Source organism: Coprococcus sp. AM11-30B, from assembly GCF_027674365.1.
GTDB lineage: Bacteria > Bacillota > Clostridia > Lachnospirales > Lachnospiraceae > Allocoprococcus > Allocoprococcus comes.
In genome coordinates this window covers 95,993-113,939 of the sequence record NZ_JAQDVB010000006.1, presented here as the reverse complement: position 1 = coordinate 113,939, position 17,947 = coordinate 95,993, and the positions used below count along the sequence as shown (strand labels likewise).

Below are 17,947 nucleotides of genomic sequence, written 5' to 3'. Positions count from 1 at the left end.
TTCATAATTCCTACATACTTTATTATTGATTGATTATGCTGTAAGTATATAAAAATTAGAATAAGTGCGTATGACAAGACTTGAACTTGTGACCTTCCACCTTCCTCAATTTCAAATTCTTTAAAAATATTTGCGGTTCAAGCCTTATACAAGGCTCTATAAAATTTTTGTGGACGCTCTAATCTACTGAGCTACATACGCTTATGGTGTGGCAAGAATCAGTGGCAACCTTGTTTTTACAGGGGAACTATATGAATTGCTGCCATTCTAATCCATTACCATTTCACCAGGGCGAGAGGTGGGATTTGAACCCACGAATTCAACTTACAATTTTGAATCAATGTTTTCTTCTGAGAATTTTGCTGTGTGTGCTAGAACTAAGCACATTTTTGTATCATTTGCTTAAGCCTCTTGCATACTCTCGCCAACGCCACCGATAGGAGTCGAACCTATAACCTACGGCTTAACATGCTATCTTGAAAAATTGCTGTCTGTGTCTAATACTAGACACGTTTTTCGATTTACGTTGCTCTATCCAGTTGAGCTACGGTGGCAAATATTAAATTGTAAATGGATCATACTGGACTCGAACCAGTGACCGTTCCGTTATGAGCGGAATGCTCTACCAACTGAGCTAATGATCCTAGTTGCACCATAAAGCGAAGCCATGCACGACCTCCAATGGATTAGCCTTTCACGATACCTTTTTGCTACATTTAATCACACAAAACATACGATTCTTGTGGTGCAATATTCTTTCATTTCCAACTAAACAAAGTTGCATACTTCATGGTGCTAACGGGTAAGACAGGACTCGAACCTGCAAGACACGGCTTCCTGATTTCTTCTACTTAAATAAATTGCTATATATGTTTGTCAACTAAACACATGTGTATAAAAATTGCCGTTGCGTGTGCCAATTTCGCCACTTACCCATTTTTAATTGGTGGAATTGTGGGAGTGTACGGAGTCGAACCGTAACTAAAACTTTTGAAGAGTTTCCTTTTATGTAAAATTGCTGTATGCGCTCTCCACCCGATGCGCCTTAAAAAGCACCGCCGGATCACTCCCATATTCACATTTTCAAGACACTTCATTTTTGTGGATTTGAACCACTTCACTAAACTTGTAGAGTTTTGCTTTATCCTTTTTTGAATTTGCTGCATGTGTCTTTCTCATACATTTATGGCATTTCTGCCGAATGCTGACGGTTGGACTCGAACCAACAACTGTTTGAGTGGCTTTGCTGTTGCTGTTAGCACTTATTGTACGAAGTGCATTTTTCATAATCAAATGTTCTACCAGTTGAACTACATCAGCTCATTTATTATTGCTTGTTTATATTATTTTTAAAGACATTTCGGAGTTGTCCGTTCTACAAACAAACACAACTTTTTCACGGAGATAAGCCCCGAAATGTCGATCACATGGATTAGGAATCGAACCTATTTTCTTAAGCTACCTTATTAGCTTTTCCAGTGTTTTTCTCTGTTCCTTTGAACAATTATATAATACCATATTTCAGGAAAATGTCAATAGGTTTTTAAAAGTTTTTTCATTTATTTTCGGTTGTTTATCGCAAGGTTTTGGCGAGATCCCAGTCTCGCCTTTCCTTAATAGAAAGTTTCCTTATATAAATCATACATACCTTTGAGAATACGTCTTCTCTCCTGGGTTTTCCGCTCTGTATATTCCGGGTTGCGCATTTTAATATCTGGAAGAATTACTTGGTTAAAATACACATCAAAAGTTTCACCAGATTCATAGATATTATAAAGCATCTTGCTCTCACGTAATTTATCACAAGATATAGCTTTATAATTTCCTGTACTTTCAACATACGCATCGCTAAATGCCTTTACTTTTCTAGGGATAACTAATTTATTCAGTGGAGAATCTTCAGATTTTCCACGTAATGTACCAAGTCGATTTCTAAATAAATACTTGTTGCTGCATACTCTTTCTTTTCGCATACCGAACTTCGCCATAAGCAATACTTCTTCTTGCTCCGCACAAAATTTACAAAGTTTCAGAATCCTATCGGAAACATGATAAACGCAATCATAAAGTGGGCTTTTAATCGTCTTTGCTTCGTAATCTACATTAGCCTTTTCTAAAAGTACAATCTCTTCATTCTCTAAGCCAACATAACATAACCTTACCATTAACTCGTTTGGTATTTCAGTGCTTTCATTGTAATCAACATTCATACCAAATGCAATTTTAATCATTTCCTCAAATTCTACCGGCGATTTGACATATCTCGCCCGACAAGTTCTAGTCTTATCTACTTCGGAAGAACTGATTTTATCAAAATTATTTTCGCTAGTTGTCTTACCATTTTGAATACACCAATCAACATATGAACGCAATAAGCTCATTGTTTGTTCGGTATTTGTAATTCGCACTCCCGTTTTGAAATCCAGAACAGTTAGAAGTTCATCAACATTCATCTCACAAATATCTTTTCCAAATTTTTCTTCCATATCCTGTACAGCTTTGAAAACTCTTTGGAATGATCTATATGAATTATCATTTGTAATAGTATTTAAGAAAGTTTGTTTTTGTTCAGAGTTGTACATAACTGTTCCTCCTTCTCATTGCAGAATTCATATACTTTCCTGCGATTATTTTTAACAAAGAATTCTCTAATTTCTTGATCTGAAAAGTCGGTTTCAGCTATAATTCTCTTTAGCTCTTCACGCCAGTTGTCATCGCCTTTTATATATCTGCTAATCATTATATAATAATGCCATGCCATATAGTGTACAGACCAAGAGGTTCTCTTCGCTTTCTTATAATTCATAAAATCATCGTGCAATAACATTGTAAGATAATTCATGTAAGTAATCAGCCAGTCTCTCAATTCATCTTGCTGTGCTTTGAATGTAAGATTATCTGTATCATAGTATCTTGAAATTGCCGTTGCCAATTCAATATAAAGAATGAATCCATTATTTGCCCGGAGTTCCATTCCATCTTTCACGATACCTTTTACATAGATTTCATCGGCATCACTGCTTCTCATAATTGAATCTACAATCTTATTTGCAACTGTAGGCTTCATCGCCTCTCTGTGTCGTTTCGGAATCGGCACTGTTGTCCATTCCTGATTAAGCAATTCTCTCGTCTTCTGTGGTGAGAAATATGTGAAAAATACACCAAAACAATCATCTAAATGTTTATTTGCTAATTCACAACTTATTGTTCTATGGTTTCCATCTGGAACGATAATAATACCATTTGAAACAGTTAATGTTTTTGCTTCTTCGTCATAAACTGGAATATCACTATCACCGTCATCCATTAAATTGAAACGAATTCCGTTATAGAAAAAACTTCCCTCATTGATAAGGTTAGAAATCTGTTGCGCTGTTTGGCGATTAACCTTTGTTTTTAAATCTCCATATTTATCCTTTTTGTGGTTACGCTGCAGCTCTGGAATAATTTGCAAAAGATTTGCACTCTTTAATTCTTTAATTTCTCTGACACTTAATGGAAACATATACTGATTATCTGCCAATTTTGAAACATTTCTAAAAACTAACGGATAACCAATTTTTTTATTATTATCTGTTTGTGGATCATAATATTTATAATTCTGAATTTCTACGTCTTCAAAATAATCTTCCGGCACACCAAAATTTTTTGATACTTTAGATATGGCAAAAGTCAGCCAATATAATTCGGCATCACTCAGTTCATCTAAATCGGCTCTCCCTGATACTATTCTAAGAAAACTGCCTAATGAGATTTTACCGTCATGTCTAACTTCTTCTTCAATTTTGTTTATTTTATCTGGACTTGAGTTTAAAACTAAATTCTCAATTTTAGTAATTAGATGCTCTCTACTATCAGATGCTTTCATATGTGCGTCCCCTTTCCATATTTTGTTTGTACTTTAATAATACCACCAGAAAACAGAGATGTCAAGTTTTTCCGGTAATACTTTATTTTTATCTGATAGTAGATATTCAATTATTCGAGTTTTAAATATTCTTCTATTTCTCTATATTCCTCCTGTGTGTATGTTGGATCAATGATTTCACAATCATCTTCCTTTGCATCAACAATTTCAATGGTAATTCTTCCATTATTATACATCATTAACATAACAGTAGAATTGCCGAATTCTGGATTGTCAGATAAACTATGTAACACAATGCCAAATGCATCAAGCATGTCTATATAATCACCAGACGTAGCTTTTGCAAATTCATCTTTCACATTTACATGGTACTCATTCTTTTCGTAAATAAAAAACATTATCTTTTTCCCCTTTCCGACATCCAGGTAGCGAAAGTTCCACTTAGAACGTATGTTCTTATTATACATATCAACCTTACTAAAGTCAATAATAATAAACCAAATTATAACATGGAAATTTTTGCCACCTCGATCAATACGTCCCTCGAATTTTCTACTTGATTTGTGGTTACTAATTTTAACAGTCCATCTAACATCCACTTAATGTCAAGATCTTTCACTCCCAGGCGTTTTAAATCATTTCCGTTAATTGCAAGACCTTTTAAGTTGTAGCATTCATCTGATTCAGCCAATTCTTCTGCACGTTCAATCATATCCTCTACTTTTTCAAGTGTTTCTTTATTTATATTATCACTTGCATTTATTTTAGCGTGTTTATATCTTAAAATATGTTTCACATCTTCCAGTGAAAACTTGTACAACATATTTTTGATACACGCATCTGAGTTAGTAATTACCATTTTCTTTGCAGCAAAAATATTTTGAACAGATACAATTACTTTATTCGGATATCTCATTCCTGTCAAAATTGCTTTAACAGCTTTATTATACTCTGATAATGATAATCCGTCAATCAAAATTGCCAATTTTTCACTGATATCCTGGCACATTTCTATTGCACGTACTGCCTTATCAAAATCCTTAATGCTGTCAATACATGGTAAACCATATTTCAGTATTTTAGCATAATCCTTGATGATACTGACATGCTCACTGCAAAGTGTTTTTGTAAATTCACTCTGTCTTCTCTCTGTTGCAATGAGTCGCAACATATCACAATTGTCAAACATTGCTTTTTTAGTTGATTCCTCAATCTCAAAGCCAAATCTTGCAGCAAATCGAATCGCCCGGAGAATCCTAAGCGGATCTTCTCTGAATCTTGCATTTGCATTACCAACACAACGGATAATTCCTTTCTGCAGATCTCCAATGCCATCATGCAAGTCAATAATATTTTCTCCGTCATACGCAATAGCATTGATTGTGAAATCTCGGCGCATAATGTCCTCTGCTAAGTCGCATGTAAAATCGACAGAATCAGGTCTTCGATGATCTGAATACTCCCCATCAATTCTATATGTAGTAATCTCATATGGTTCATGGTCAATAATAACGGTTACTGTCCCATGTTTTAATCCAGCTTTCATCAGATTGTAGTGTTTGAAACATTCCATTATTTCTTCTGGTTGGGCAGATGTGGCAATATCCCAATCATGCGGTTCAATCCCCATGATAGAATCACGCACGCACCCACCAATTATAACTGCTTCATGCCCTTCACTTGATAATTTGTCGAGGATCATTTTTACATTTTCTGGCATTTTAATATCTTTTACCATATCTTATAACTCCTATGAATATGTTCTTCCTTCTTCTTTCCCCTTAATAAATCTATCTATAGCTTTTTTAACGTTTTCTTCCGTTGGCTTTTCACAACACAACGCTTGCACATGTGTTTTCCCATTCATATCTCTTATATAATAATTCCTATATCCAATAACACCTATATAGCCTCTGTATTCAAATTGCATTTTACACACTTCCTCTGTATCTTCCATTCGTCCATTTATATTCGTTCTGAGCTACGTTTGCGGATGTTATTGATACTATCTCATCCCATCTATTCTTAAAACTGTTTGGGTATTCAGTTGCCGGATTCTCTTTCAACTGGTCAATAATACCCAACATAGTTTTATTCGTCATTGACTCCGAAAAACATGCATCTGGCAAATCTGGGAAATTCATGTTTTTGCAATAATAATGTAAGTTTTCTCCCATTCTAATTCTCAGTTTCACTCCAATGGCATTTTCTATCTCAATATAATGTTCATCTGACATATAAAGATATCTTTGAAGTGTGCGGATATCATTAAATCCATCCAATAAAATATCATTCGTCCTCATATTCTACCTCTTTCAAATGCCAAAACTGGCTATTTCTTTTCATAATCTACTCCTAACTCATACACTTTATCATCTTGTGTTGATGGTTTGGAAGACCAACCTTTTTTCCATTCCCTATATATTTCTTTATTTACGGGAACTCTAATTCCTGTCTGTAACAGAGCATAATATGAATCATCTGTCAAAAATCCATTTTTATCCCCTACATACCAACCATCTAAAAGTAGCTCTTGATGATGTGGGGTATAGCACTGGCAACAAATTTCTTTTGTTCCTTGAAGGTCACACCCCTTATAGGTGTCTCTGTCAGTACATTCCGGCACATATATTCTTGATAAGTTATATGGTGTTATTTTCTCAATCTTCTCTATGTCATAAGCATAAAATGATATCTCATGATGCATCTGTTTTAAATGAAATTTTTGACAAATTTTCAATTTTATACCTCCGCTACTTTATTTTTGTAATATTCAACGGACATGAGCTGCATACGCAATTCATCATACATCTTATGAAGTTTTGGATTTACAAGCTGCATCCATTCTTTTCTCTGATCGTGAACCATATAATCTCTTACCATTGTGGCAGAAATCGGCAAATCTGAACGATTGATAATAAGCTCAGTCATTCCTTTAAGGTCTTCTTTAGAGAACCAGGCAGATCTACTCTCATCATTTCCATAAATCATAATATCCGGCTTCTTATAAATATATCTGTCTACCTTATCCAGTAGATAACTTCCCCACGCCGGAGTAATATCATTTTCCGTGGTTAAGTCTGGTAAGCCGTAAATCATGATATCACCACGCCCACCGTATATCTCTTTTAACATTTTTTCTCTGGTTGTAATGTTGAACGGATTTCTTTCTGTTCCGTCTTCCTGAGAACTTCCAATAAAAATTAAAAGTCTGTCACAAAGCATTAACCCAGTTTCAACTAATTTTTCATGTCCTTTGTGGAACGTTTGGAAACGTCCGCAAATAAATCCTACATCATATGGTTTATTCATATCTTCCTCCATCATGTTAAAAATATTTATGATATAAAGCTCTGAGAGTTTTCTTCCATTTACTATTTTTCCATTCATATCCATCTATGAATATATGGTTATCAATAATCGTACAGTTGTTCATCGGCGTTGGGCATGGTGGAATCTTTTTCCCATCAATAATAATTCCGTCATTTTCAATATTTTGTATAGATTCTCCATTATCTCCAATGACTGCATTTCTTATATAATTTCTATTTCCAATTATTACACTCATATTTCTCCTATTCTATTGCAATCATCTTATTAAAATCCGGCAATCCGTTTTCATCAACATTCGTTCCAATAGCTTTCATTGCTATATTTTGAATCTGATTCTGCATAAATGCTTCGATTTCGCCTCTAGCTTCTGTTACTGATTTTTCCATCTGTTCATTGAAACAATCAAGAGCATATTCGGCATTGCAACCAATATCTCTATTTGCTTTTGCCAATACATCTAAAATTTTCTGCTTATCTGCTTTATTCAATGTTTTCTTCGATGAAAATAATTCTTCAGCTATATCATACGCATTTTTAATCGAACTTTTAACATCTGACAACTGATCCTTGAATTCACCACGATGCTGTTCAATCTTGCTTTCATAATCAATTTGTGGAATATATCCGTCACGTTCTGTAAAATGGATAGTACAAGGAACACCATCGCCATTTCCAATAGATGTAATCATATCTGCAAATTGAGATAAAGATAATTCAATTTCACATATTCTTCCATTGGCATGATACCAGTCGTGATTTATTCCACGTTTTAAATCTGCATGAGAAACAGTAACATTGATAACATTTCCATGCTTAATTGAACTACCGAACAATACTGTAGGTGGATTTACTTGTTGGCGTGTTATAGTCATTACTCCATATCCAGAATGTGTTGACATTTTATCGCCACACCAACTTTCTCTAGTTTGACCTTCAATACCAATACCTTTAGTTCCACCTTCTACATAACATTTATATCCCATCTTCCCAGATACATTCAGTTCTTTTCCGTACAAATCAAAACACTCACCATTTTTTCTTTTTATGCCAAGCGAACCATCTTCTGTCAGAAATAACCCATTTTCCATACCATGATTATATTCTGATTTATCAATGGCAATTTTCCTATCTGTATTTACCACAATCGGTAATACCATAATCATTCCTCCACATATATACTATATATGGTATAATAACTATCTCAAAATACAATATATAGCACTTATTTCTAAATAAAATTTACTTTTTATCTGGTTATAATCCAAGTTCTTCAATTACCGGCAAAACCTTATCTTTTAACTCAGGATATAGCTTATCCAGTGTTTCTCTGGCATTCATCTGCTTGTCCGGCTTTGTAAGTCTGGCACATTCCCAGTCTATAACCATTTGTACATAATCCGCATGTGTCCTTGCTTTCAAAGTGTGGTGTCTGGAATGGCTTCTATGTATCTTATGGGCACGCTTATAGTCCATAATCATATACAGAAACACTTTATCCAGGTCGTGCAAGTAACCACGAATTGTATTGTGTCCGAGCAATTGTTTTTCAACTGCCCGGAACGCTTTTCTATGTTTCATTGTATATTTAATTCTATCTATCTGCATTGCTTTCTCCTTAATCCATACTCAAATAAAGTGGTTTCGGATTAAGCATTACATTTCCTTCCGGCATTGTACACGGATCAATTACCGGCGCAAGGCTTCTCAATTCAAGTTCTCTGATTTTACTGTCCACAAACAGTACATGGCAATGTTCTCCAACTACTACCACTGTATCAACAACCACAAAAGAGAAATGACTTCCGTTCTTGAAATGTACCGTATATGAATTTTCTTCATTATAGATTTTCTCAATCTGCTGTGAGTTTTCTTTCTCAATCCGACCAACAACAGAATCAAGTAATACCTTTAAGTTACCGGCGTTTTTCACGTACATCATTCCCTTATAGTGCGGAACTTTACCGCATCTATCGAAGAACCAACCTAACATTTTTGTTGCTTCTTTAATATGTGCTTCCGTCATAATAATCCTCCATCTTCAGAATATGATTTTTGTTCATTTCCACAAGCATTTCATAAGCTGCTTCTGTATCTGGGCAATCCGGCAGACTTGTGTTTTCTGCTGCATCTTTCATTTTCTTTTCCAAATCATCAACCAATTCAAAGAATTCTGGACGATAACCACCTTCCGGCTTCTGGAACTCTCCATTTCTAATGCTCATAAGCAAATCATGTTCATCGGCACGATATGTAATGATTTCTTCCTTTGTGAGAATATCAATACACATAAGATACAGTCTTACAAGGTGCATGGCGTGCTTATTAAGATGCATGTCATCTTTCTTCGTATTTCGCTTACCAAGTTTTTCGTAATCCTTTACGATAGTATTCATACCGTTCCAGATACCCTTGTAATCTCTCAGTGGATAATGATGTAAGCAAGCGTCCATATAGATTTCAACGTCCATCCCCTCTCTATCGGATTTATCTGGGTAAAGGTTGAGTGATCCATACTCAAAGTCCTTAAACTGTTCCATCTCTTGCATTTTTTGGTTGTATTCCTTATATGCATGAACCATTTTTCCATTGTCATTGGCAAAATTATATTCAATCAATTTTCCATTAACTGTATGGAATTTCTCAATAATACTGTTCATTGCACTTCTGATTGATCCAAGAATATGTTTTTCTTTCTCTGCCTGTGGATAACTGTCTCTTGCCAGTGCATTTTGCAACCGGCGTAACTGTGAATTTGCGTAACCACCGAAAGTATAAATCGCTCTTTTAGAAAGAAAGATTTTCCTGTTTTCAATCAGCTTTTTACCGTCATCATTGAGAATAATATAATGCTCTGGCTTAGAACCAAGCTGCTCGATAGTGTTTGGGTTACACTCCAATAACAACTTGAACATTTTATTTAATCCATATACAACGGTATCTGTTGCTTCGTCTTCGTACTGCTCAAAAACTCTGTTCCCAAGCAGAGAATCAACTGGATTATAAGTAATTCCTCTAACATCAATATCTGACGTTTCAACATTCGTTCCATATGCATGAGAACCGCCCAAAGTCAAAAGAAGAATATTATTACCTAAGAGGGGGCTTTCCGTCAAAAACGCATAATCCTTATTCGCTAAAAGTTCCCAGTTCATATCTAATTCACTCATCATGTTCTCCATTCATTATTTTTGTTTGTTTACGATTGGAAGTAACACATTTTTAATGTAGTCTTCCGAAAGTATTGGTCTATCTTCTCCCTGGCAAATAATCGGGATTTCACAACCCCAAAACAGGATTCCAAAATAGTTAATTGGATCATTGCAAAGTACAGCTTTAATCTCTCCGTAGAAATTATCGTCCATATACTTCTCTTTATCTTCCGGCGTAATCCAACCCCAGATTCCTTCTCCACAACCACCGTTTCCATCTGCCGGTATATAGAGCTTGATACATCCCTCATCAAACTGCTTTTCGCTTAATCCATCCATGAAATCCGCTTTATATATAATTCCACGTTCTTCACATAATTTCTTAATATCTTCTTTGTCCACTTCAATTCTCCTATTCAGAAAGTGCATTCATATCATACACTCTTACTTCTACGACTCTTGATTTCCAATCTTCGGAACAGTAGGATATATCCCCCATTCTTTTTGCATCACTATTAAGATTATCAAAATCAACTACAAATTCTGTCATGCAACCATTGGCAACCGTAATAATATTACTATCATCTGTATGGCAATCTGCTTTCTGATCTGCCATGATACAAGGTATTGAAACGCCATTTTCTAAAATCAAGTCAAAATACTGTCCGATTGCAGTTCCAAAATAACTACCAATTGCCACACAATATCTGCCCTTATATTGCCGGATGCCGTGATTCCCAGTATTGCATAATTCTTGTAATTTGTACTGATTACTTGATTGTGTGAAAATACTTTTATCTCCAACACTATATGGCATATAGCTTTTCATTCCACTTGTATATGGTGCTGCATAAGCTGTATATAGCAATTCACTTGTCAAATACTCTGCACTTATATATGTACCGTTATCAAGTTCTGCCCATTCTCCATCTACATACGCATTTACACAATCGCCAAATACCAAGCTACCAACCAGTGAAGAATTTGTATCTGGTGCTTGCCTGATATTCAAAGAACTAACCACAACATAATACGGCGAAAATTCCTTCTTCGCTTCTTCCATAGCAATCTCAGCACTTACTTTTGCCTGTTCCACAGTTTCTTGTACGGTTTCCTCTATATGTAATTGTAATGGCTGTGCTTTGACATATTCTGTATGTACTTCTACGTCTTCCTTACAACCGACTAATCCACACATCATAACTACAAATAACGCAACTACTTTCAATTTCTTCATAGCTGTTCCTTAACCTCATAAATGTATTTCTTCATTTTCTCTTCGGCTTCCATCATCCACCAGTATTTGCCATACACATCTCTCACCGATCCGTTTCTGTTGACATAATAATGTTTCAGTGGCAGATTTTCATATTCCGGCAAAAATAAGTCTGTATGTCTTTTGGCTTTGTACCATATTGCCCGAATGATTCTATCCTGGAAATCTTCTATCTGTTCTCCTGGATATACTTCTCTCAAATATGTACCTTTTGCCTTTGCCTGATAACCGAATAAATCACGCATACATTCTCTTTCTTTACAATCCGGTGAAATACCTAGCCAAAACCAATACGCTTCAACTGACATAAACCGCCCATCTTTTGTGTATATCTCTTCCCGACAGAAATTACTCAGCATTCTACCAAGTTCTGTCCTACTGCCACTATACACATTGATATGAGTGATTCCGTCCAAATTCGGATCAATTACTCTCATTTATTTACCTCATTTTAAAAATAGTAGTTGGATATTTCACCAACTACTACTTCATACTACTTTCTTTTCTTGCGTCCCACGCAGTAGCCAGTTACAAACGGAACAACTATACACAAGCAGAAAACTCCAATATTAAGTACAATCATTAGTTGTTACCTCTTTTTCTTTTCATTTCTGCCAGAAGTTCATCAGCCTCTCTGTTTCTTGCCTGAGCTTCCAGTCTACGATCCTGTGCTTTTGCACTTGTATCATAGGCAATTTGCGCTCCGGCTGCACGTTCTCTGGTCTTTTTAGCACCTTCACGCACTCTTTCCAACATGTGATCGCTTTCACTTGAACTTGCACTTGCATTCATACCTTCATGAAGCTGAATAATCTGCTGATCCGCTTCCATCTGATAAACGGTTCTTTCTTTCTCTTCTTTGAGTTCGTCAAGTTCCTGTTTCACCGCTTTTCTGATTTCATCCTGCTGATCTTTCGCTTTCTTAAACTCTTCGATTGTATCTTTTAGAGTATCAATTTTCTGCTGAACTGTGATTTTCTTCATTGCATACTGTCTAGCACCGTTTTCGTCATTTGCGTCCAGACAATCATTGATAGATTTATCAATCTTCATGAGTTCTTTCTTCAAATGATACTGTTCCTTTTCGGACTCGTCTAATTTTCCAGCAATCTCAACATATGAACGTTCTGCATCCCCATATAAAGTTTCTTTTTCTCTGATTGCATTATTGAAATAATCCGTTGCACCTTGTGGTGTCGCTGCATCCTGTCTTGCAATCTCTTCTGTTCTTCCTCTATATTTAATCACAAGCTGTTTGAAAAATGTCTTATTCAAAATCAGTGCAATAATTCCAACAACCAGGATAATAGCAATAACGAATATCACTAAATTACTTGTACCTACTGTCATTTTACTTTACCTCAATTCCAAATTTTTCACATAAGTCGAAAAGTCCACCATTGAATCCATCTCCTACAGCGTGGAATTTCCAACCAGATCCATCTCTGTAGATTTCACCTGCGATAATTGCAGTAGAATCTCCGAATTTCTCTTTTAAGTCGTAACGTGTAATCTCACTACCAGTATTGTCATCAACCACCCTAATGAAAGAGTTTTCGACCATTCCAAAGTTCTGCATTCTTCTCTCTGCTTCGTGAATTGTTACACAGAACACAACCTTTTCGGCATATTTTGGAAGTTTATTAAGAACGACTTTGATTACTTCATCATCCCCATCTCCACCGCCGGTAAGGTTATCTCCACTGTGAGTAATACCACCACTAGGATGCTGCAGATTATTGTAAAAAATGAAATCCTCATCTCTTCTTGTCATGCCATTTCTACCGATAACAAATGCAGACGCATCCAAATCAAAATCTCCATCATCATCGTATTTAGCTGTGTCCCAACCTAAACACACGGAAACTGCATTCACTCTGCTATCCTTTGAAAGCTCGACTCTATCGCCTTTATTCAAACTTACTGACATCTACTTTTCCTCCACTCTATTTGTATCTTCTTGCAAGTTCTGAAATGCTGCCATCATGTGTGCCTTTTCCAACAGCTTCAAAATGCCATTCTCCATCTTCTCTGTAGAACTCAGCCACAATCAGTGCTGTACAACCGTTATAGTCATTTGATAAATTATATCGGCAGATTTCTTCTTTGGTCGCATCATCTACAATACGTGCAAAACAGTTTTTAATCATGCCAAAATGTTGCCCTCTATTTCTACAATTATAGATATTGATTACAACAGCCAGTCTAGTAACATCTTCCGGCATTTCCTTCAAATTTATTGAAATCTGCTCATCATCACCTACACTGCCACCAACCAAATTATCTCCATGATGTTTGATACAACCATTTGAATGTTTTTTGTGACCATAGTAAATGATATCCTCATCATTTACTAATCTTGCTTTCTCTTCTTTCTTAAATAAGCCGAACATTCCAGACTTTCCAACCACATTTTTAAGTACAAATACAGAAGAATCACAATCAATACTATCTCCGTATTCCGCTGCATCCCAACCAAGACCAACGGTTACATTCGCCAGTTTCTCCACCACTTTTGAAAGATTTACCTTTTCACCTTTTGTTAAACTAACTGCCATTTTCGTTTCCTCCTTTTATAATCCATATCCATTGCAAAGTGCAGTTAAACCGCCAGCATAACCAGCACCAATCGCATTGAATTTCCACTCGCCATTATGACGATATAACTCTCCAAGAACCATAGATGTTTCTGTAGAATAATCTTCTCCAAGATCGTATCTAATCATTTCTTCGCCTGTTTCCTCGTTTGACATACGAATATACGCATTAGACACCATACCGAAATTCTGCATTCTACTGTCTGCTTCATAAATTGTTACTGTAAATGCAATCTTTTCGATATTTTCCGGGATTTTTGCCAGGTCAACAATAATCTGTTCATCATCTCCATCGCCAGATCCAGTAAGGTTATCTCCCATATGTTTTACTGCTCCACTCGGATGTACCAGATTGTTGAAGAATACAAAGTCTTTATCAGTTGTCACTTTTCCATTTTTATCAAGCAGAAATGCAGATGCGTCTAAATCGAAATCATCTCCATCGTACTTATTTGTGTCCCATCCTAAACCGACAAGAATTTTCTTTAACCCTGCGTTTCCTTTTGTAAGATCAACTTTCTGTCCTTTCACCAAACTTACCATAATGTTCTCTCCTTCTTATTGAACTTTTTTGTTTTCTGGGAACAGTTTTTTGTTCTGTTCCCACATTTATTATTGTTTAATATAGCAAGTGAAATAGGATGTGCTGCAACCGTTAAAAATATAAATGGTATAAATTTTGTTACGCATGTAAGGACTAATCCAACTGTATAACAAATCAATACAATATTTTCAACCGTTTTATATTCTCTATCTCTCATGACCATATTATTACCTACTTTCTTTTTACTCTGATAACGGCTTTTCTTACCAGATCAATTGGGATAATCATGAATGCAAGCCCAACTGTAATGCCCCACTGTGTAGCTGTCAGTGCTGTGCATCCCATAATTGCTCCACCAAACTGAGCAAGAACAAATGTCAGTACAAAAATTGCTACCGCAATCTCAACAAAGAGCTTATTCTTTCCAATTCCTTTAAATAAATTGAATCCATCGGTTCTGATGTTAAATCCATTAAATGTTGCCATCATAACAAGAAGCGCAAACCTTACTGTTGCATAAACTGTTTCATCACTTCCAAATACTTTCTGAATTGGTGGCAGTAATGTAATTCCAAAAATTCCGATAAATGCTACAACTGATACTGCAATCTGTCCAATAGTATCTCTTGAAAGAAGTTTCGATCCTTTTGGAATAGGCTTTTCTTTCATATACTCATCTTTTGCTGGTTCTCCACCAAACGAAAGAGAATTAAGAGAATCCATTACAATATTGATTACAAGAATCTGTACTGCTGCCACAGCTTCTACTGCCATAATAATCGGATATAAAATACTCAAAATTACTAACCCTACATTGATAGGTAGCTGAAATTTCAGGAACTTCATAACATTGTGCATGAATGTTCTTCCTAATAGAACGGCATCTGTAATAGATACAAAGTTATCATCTGTAATAATGATATCTCCTGCTTCTTTGCAAACATCCGTACCAGATCCCATTGAAAATCCTACATCTGCAGCCTTTAAAGCTGGTGCATCATTTGTTCCATCTCCTGTCATTCCAACGCAAAGACCAATCTCCTGTGCAAGTCTTACAATTCTCAGTTTCGTATTTGGCGTAGCTCTTGCAATTACTTTGATATACGGAAGTTTCTCTTTTGCTTCTTCGTCTGATAAGGCATCAAAATCAATAGCTGACATTGCGATATCAGAATCACTTGTAATAAGTCCTGCATCTTTAGCAATAGCTTTAGCAGTATCAATGACATCTCCTGTTACCATCATTACCTGTACACCGGCTTCATGCATTTTTGCAACTGCTTCCGGTACTTCTGGACGAACATCATCACGAATAGCAACCAAAGAAACAAGAACTAAATCATCCGGGAATCCTTCCTCTGGTAATACGGATTTACTATATCCAGTTGCGATTACCCTCATAGCTTTTGTAGCATATGATTTAACGATTTCTTTTAATTTTTCCTTTTCAATTGGTTTGATTCCATCTGTTGTTTCATAAGAAACTGCTGCATCAATCAATTTTTCAGGCGCACCTTTATAATAGGTAATCTTTCCATCTTTTCCACTCGTTTCAATAGCACTAAACTTATTTGCACTATTGAAAATTTTTCTGTTTGTGACTTCTACAGAATCCGTAAAGTCTTTATACTCTCTATCTGAAATCATTGTAAGTAATGCACGTTCTGTAGCGTTACCACCAACAATATTTTTATTTTCATCATACATAGCACTACTATTTAACGCTACGTTTAACTTAAACATATTTTCAATTACTGAATCTTTCGGTACTTCATTTTTATCGCCCATCACATTTTCAACTGGTACAAGTTTACCTACCGTAAGAGTTCCTGTCTTATCTGTGCAAAGCAACTGAATGTTTCCTGCTTCCGGGATCTTATTTGTATGTTTCGCAAGCACGTTATGTTTAATCATTACTTTCGCATTCTGTGCTGTAATAAGGTTAATAATCAATGGAAGTCCTTCTGGAACTGCTGCAACAATAATTGTAAGTGCCGTAACTGCTACTGTAAGGACATTTTTCAAAATACCAATCCACCCGATATTGAGGTATTCAGCAATACCACCAAGCTGAATGATATTTGTTACAATCAGTGCAACAACGATGATAGCTGCTCCAATATATCCGAATTTACTAATCTGCCCGGCAAGATCATCTAACTGAATTTCCAGTGATGTCTTTGTTTCTTCGATTTCATCAATCGTGGAAATTGTCTGACCGTTTACAGTATTAACACCTACGTTTGTAACGATCATCTTTCCTTCTCCGTCTGTTACTGTTGTGCCAGCAAATAATGAATATGAATCTACATAATCATTTGAATTTGCATGTCGTTTCCCACCTACAATAATTGGGGATGAATCTTCGTTTTTCCACGGTGTCTTTTTACAAGGATCTGATTCTCCATTTAAAACAGAGTTGTCAACTTTTACATTTCCTTCTACTAAATATCCATCTGCATAAATTGCTTCGCCGGATTGGATAATTACAAGATCGCCAACAACCAAATCATTTGAGTTGATATGCTCAACCTTTCCATCACGAATCACATTACAATAATGAACCGATGTTCTGTCTTTTAATTCTTTTGCGCTTTTCTGACTTTTCAATCCTGTATTCATTCCAATAAATGCAATTGCAAGTAATACTACCGCAACACCAATCGGCTCTGAATATGATCCTTGCCCGAATACGGCTAAAACCGTAAACACAATCATCATTGCTAAAAGAATCTGGTTCAGTCTGTCTTCAAATGTTTCCATGAAGAACTGAAATCCTGTTTTTAGTTTCTTTTCAGGTAACTGATTTGAACCATATTTTTCTCTGTTCTTTGTTACCTGAGAACTTGTTAATCCTGTTCTCATTTGTCTTTCTCCTTTATTATTGTTTGTTTAATATATATTTAAAGTGTAGGTTCTTACTCCTGCACCGTTAAATATCACATATATTTCTTTATATCTTCTCGGCTTCCATTTTCTTATAAATCTCAGCTTAATATCAACTTGCCATTTGTTTTTGTATGTACACCAGTTGAATTCAATATTCCACCATTTTACTGATAACATATAATAACCTAAAGCATTGTATGTATTATTCAATCCGTATGGTTCATGAAATCTGAAATAGCTGCTTCCATATATAAAGCCGAACAAAATAATAATCAATACTATATTCACTAT

The 17,947-nt window shown here is 35.6% G+C and carries 22 protein-coding genes and 5 tRNA genes; all 27 read right to left on the bottom strand.

What is annotated here, in order from left to right:
• Positions 1-65: 65 nt before the first annotated feature.
• Positions 66-201, bottom strand: a tRNA-OTHER gene (locus tag PGU50_RS05435).
• 227 nt (positions 202-428) lie between these two features.
• Positions 429-554: transfer RNA gene (locus PGU50_RS05430), tRNA-OTHER, on the bottom strand.
• 17 nt (positions 555-571) lie between these two features.
• Positions 572-644 (bottom strand) — tRNA-Met (locus tag PGU50_RS05425).
• A 155-nt stretch (positions 645-799) separates the two neighbouring features.
• Positions 800-935: transfer RNA gene (locus PGU50_RS05420), tRNA-OTHER, on the bottom strand.
• A 267-nt stretch (positions 936-1,202) separates the two neighbouring features.
• Positions 1,203-1,320 (bottom strand) — tRNA-OTHER (locus PGU50_RS05415).
• Positions 1,321-1,613: 293 nt separating this feature from the next.
• The gene (locus PGU50_RS05410; RefSeq protein WP_270246347.1) at positions 1,614-2,582 is read right to left on the bottom strand and encodes a phage lytic cycle repressor MrpR family protein; all 969 of its coding nucleotides are present in this window, start codon (positions 2,580-2,582) and stop codon (positions 1,614-1,616) included.
• The gene (locus PGU50_RS05405; protein WP_270246345.1) at positions 2,549-3,868 is read right to left on the bottom strand and encodes a hypothetical protein; all 1,320 of its coding nucleotides are present in this window, start codon (positions 3,866-3,868) and stop codon (positions 2,549-2,551) included. Before PGU50_RS05405 ends, PGU50_RS05410 begins: the two co-directional genes overlap by 34 nt.
• Before the next feature lie 110 nt (positions 3,869-3,978).
• Positions 3,979-4,266, bottom strand: coding sequence for a hypothetical protein (locus PGU50_RS05400; RefSeq protein ID WP_270246344.1), 288 nt, complete (start codon positions 4,264-4,266; stop codon positions 3,979-3,981).
• Positions 4,267-4,370: 104 nt separating this feature from the next.
• Positions 4,371-5,606, bottom strand: coding sequence for a CCA tRNA nucleotidyltransferase (locus PGU50_RS05395; protein WP_270246343.1), 1,236 nt, complete (start codon positions 5,604-5,606; stop codon positions 4,371-4,373).
• Between the two features lie 12 nt (positions 5,607-5,618).
• Positions 5,619-5,798 (bottom strand): hypothetical protein, encoded by a 180-nt coding sequence (locus PGU50_RS05390; protein ID WP_270246342.1) that lies wholly within the window; start codon positions 5,796-5,798, stop codon positions 5,619-5,621.
• A gap of 1 nt (position 5,799) precedes the next feature.
• Entirely contained in the window at positions 5,800-6,171 is a 372-nt protein-coding gene (locus tag PGU50_RS05385) for a hypothetical protein (protein ID WP_270246341.1), read from the bottom strand.
• A gap of 29 nt (positions 6,172-6,200) precedes the next feature.
• A complete protein-coding gene (locus PGU50_RS05380) occupies positions 6,201-6,608 on the bottom strand; it encodes a hypothetical protein (RefSeq protein ID WP_270246339.1) in 408 nt (135 codons plus the stop codon).
• Between the two features lie 2 nt (positions 6,609-6,610).
• Positions 6,611-7,180, bottom strand: a complete 570-nt coding sequence (locus tag PGU50_RS05375; protein ID WP_270246338.1) for an adenylyltransferase/cytidyltransferase family protein — start codon at positions 7,178-7,180, stop codon at positions 6,611-6,613.
• Between the two features lie 16 nt (positions 7,181-7,196).
• Complete coding sequence (locus tag PGU50_RS05370) at positions 7,197-7,436, bottom strand: hypothetical protein (RefSeq protein WP_270246337.1); 240 nt, start codon at positions 7,434-7,436, stop codon at positions 7,197-7,199.
• A gap of 7 nt (positions 7,437-7,443) precedes the next feature.
• Positions 7,444-8,358 carry a hypothetical protein gene (locus PGU50_RS05365; RefSeq protein ID WP_270246335.1) on the bottom strand — a complete coding sequence of 305 codons (915 nt, stop codon included), beginning with the start codon at positions 8,356-8,358 and terminating at the stop codon, positions 7,444-7,446.
• A gap of 97 nt (positions 8,359-8,455) precedes the next feature.
• The gene (locus PGU50_RS05360; RefSeq protein ID WP_118174668.1) at positions 8,456-8,806 is read right to left on the bottom strand and encodes a hypothetical protein; all 351 of its coding nucleotides are present in this window, start codon (positions 8,804-8,806) and stop codon (positions 8,456-8,458) included.
• Positions 8,807-8,816: 10 nt separating this feature from the next.
• Positions 8,817-9,224 carry a hypothetical protein gene (locus PGU50_RS05355; protein ID WP_270246334.1) on the bottom strand — a complete coding sequence of 136 codons (408 nt, stop codon included), beginning with the start codon at positions 9,222-9,224 and terminating at the stop codon, positions 8,817-8,819.
• Positions 9,205-10,368 (bottom strand): nucleotidyltransferase domain-containing protein, encoded by a 1,164-nt coding sequence (locus PGU50_RS05350; protein ID WP_270246333.1) that lies wholly within the window; start codon positions 10,366-10,368, stop codon positions 9,205-9,207. The genes PGU50_RS05355 and PGU50_RS05350 overlap by 20 nt, the downstream gene beginning before the upstream one ends.
• Before the next feature lie 15 nt (positions 10,369-10,383).
• Complete coding sequence (locus tag PGU50_RS05345) at positions 10,384-10,752, bottom strand: hypothetical protein (RefSeq protein WP_270246332.1); 369 nt, start codon at positions 10,750-10,752, stop codon at positions 10,384-10,386.
• Between the two features lie 10 nt (positions 10,753-10,762).
• A complete protein-coding gene (locus PGU50_RS05340; RefSeq protein ID WP_270246331.1) occupies positions 10,763-11,587 on the bottom strand; it encodes an SH3 domain-containing protein in 825 nt (274 codons plus the stop codon).
• A complete protein-coding gene (locus tag PGU50_RS05335; RefSeq protein WP_270246330.1) occupies positions 11,584-12,063 on the bottom strand; it encodes a hypothetical protein in 480 nt (159 codons plus the stop codon). The genes PGU50_RS05340 and PGU50_RS05335 overlap by 4 nt, the downstream gene beginning before the upstream one ends.
• Before the next feature lie 145 nt (positions 12,064-12,208).
• Positions 12,209-12,976 carry a PspA/IM30 family protein gene (locus PGU50_RS05330; protein WP_270246329.1) on the bottom strand — a complete coding sequence of 256 codons (768 nt, stop codon included), beginning with the start codon at positions 12,974-12,976 and terminating at the stop codon, positions 12,209-12,211.
• A gap of 1 nt (position 12,977) precedes the next feature.
• Positions 12,978-13,556, bottom strand: a complete 579-nt coding sequence (locus PGU50_RS05325; RefSeq protein WP_270246328.1) for a TerD family protein — start codon at positions 13,554-13,556, stop codon at positions 12,978-12,980.
• 16 nt (positions 13,557-13,572) lie between these two features.
• A complete protein-coding gene (locus PGU50_RS05320) occupies positions 13,573-14,184 on the bottom strand; it encodes a TerD family protein (protein WP_118174651.1) in 612 nt (203 codons plus the stop codon).
• A gap of 15 nt (positions 14,185-14,199) precedes the next feature.
• Complete coding sequence (locus tag PGU50_RS05315; protein WP_330672454.1) at positions 14,200-14,766, bottom strand: TerD family protein; 567 nt, start codon at positions 14,764-14,766, stop codon at positions 14,200-14,202.
• A 232-nt stretch (positions 14,767-14,998) separates the two neighbouring features.
• A complete protein-coding gene (locus PGU50_RS05310) occupies positions 14,999-17,632 on the bottom strand; it encodes a calcium-translocating P-type ATPase, PMCA-type (protein WP_270246327.1) in 2,634 nt (877 codons plus the stop codon).
• A 27-nt stretch (positions 17,633-17,659) separates the two neighbouring features.
• Positions 17,660-17,944: a hypothetical protein gene (locus tag PGU50_RS05305; RefSeq protein ID WP_270246326.1), complete on the bottom strand. Its 285-nt coding sequence runs from the start codon at positions 17,942-17,944 to the stop codon at positions 17,660-17,662.
• Between the last annotated feature and the right edge of the window lie 3 nt (positions 17,945-17,947).

Coding starts and splice junctions, on each gene's coding strand:
- PGU50_RS05325 (WP_270246328.1), bottom strand. CDS start 13,556: ATGTCAGTAAGTTTGAATAAAGGCGATAGAGTCGAGCTTTCAAAGGAT.
- PGU50_RS05330 (WP_270246329.1), bottom strand. CDS start 12,976: ATGACAGTAGGTACAAGTAATTTAGTGATATTCGTTATTGCTATTATC.
- PGU50_RS05405 (WP_270246345.1), bottom strand. CDS start 3,868: ATGAAAGCATCTGATAGTAGAGAGCATCTAATTACTAAAATTGAGAAT.
- PGU50_RS05400 (WP_270246344.1), bottom strand. CDS start 4,266: ATGTTTTTTATTTACGAAAAGAATGAGTACCATGTAAATGTGAAAGAT.
- PGU50_RS05350 (WP_270246333.1), bottom strand. CDS start 10,368: ATGAGTGAATTAGATATGAACTGGGAACTTTTAGCGAATAAGGATTAT.
- PGU50_RS05315 (WP_330672454.1), bottom strand. CDS start 14,766: ATGGTAAGTTTGGTGAAAGGACAGAAAGTTGATCTTACAAAAGGAAAC.
- PGU50_RS05370 (WP_270246337.1), bottom strand. CDS start 7,436: ATGAGTGTAATAATTGGAAATAGAAATTATATAAGAAATGCAGTCATT.
- PGU50_RS05340 (WP_270246331.1), bottom strand. CDS start 11,587: ATGAAGAAATTGAAAGTAGTTGCGTTATTTGTAGTTATGATGTGTGGA.
- PGU50_RS05355 (WP_270246334.1), bottom strand. CDS start 9,224: ATGACGGAAGCACATATTAAAGAAGCAACAAAAATGTTAGGTTGGTTC.
- PGU50_RS05310 (WP_270246327.1), bottom strand. CDS start 17,632: ATGAGAACAGGATTAACAAGTTCTCAGGTAACAAAGAACAGAGAAAAA.
- PGU50_RS05410 (WP_270246347.1), bottom strand. CDS start 2,582: ATGTACAACTCTGAACAAAAACAAACTTTCTTAAATACTATTACAAAT.
- PGU50_RS05335 (WP_270246330.1), bottom strand. CDS start 12,063: ATGAGAGTAATTGATCCGAATTTGGACGGAATCACTCATATCAATGTG.
- PGU50_RS05385 (WP_270246341.1), bottom strand. CDS start 6,171: ATGAGGACGAATGATATTTTATTGGATGGATTTAATGATATCCGCACA.
- PGU50_RS05320 (WP_118174651.1), bottom strand. CDS start 14,184: ATGGCAGTTAGTTTAACAAAAGGTGAAAAGGTAAATCTTTCAAAAGTG.
- PGU50_RS05390 (WP_270246342.1), bottom strand. CDS start 5,798: ATGCAATTTGAATACAGAGGCTATATAGGTGTTATTGGATATAGGAAT.
- PGU50_RS05360 (WP_118174668.1), bottom strand. CDS start 8,806: ATGCAGATAGATAGAATTAAATATACAATGAAACATAGAAAAGCGTTC.
- PGU50_RS05365 (WP_270246335.1), bottom strand. CDS start 8,358: ATGGTATTACCGATTGTGGTAAATACAGATAGGAAAATTGCCATTGAT.
- PGU50_RS05395 (WP_270246343.1), bottom strand. CDS start 5,606: ATGGTAAAAGATATTAAAATGCCAGAAAATGTAAAAATGATCCTCGAC.
- PGU50_RS05375 (WP_270246338.1), bottom strand. CDS start 7,180: ATGAATAAACCATATGATGTAGGATTTATTTGCGGACGTTTCCAAACG.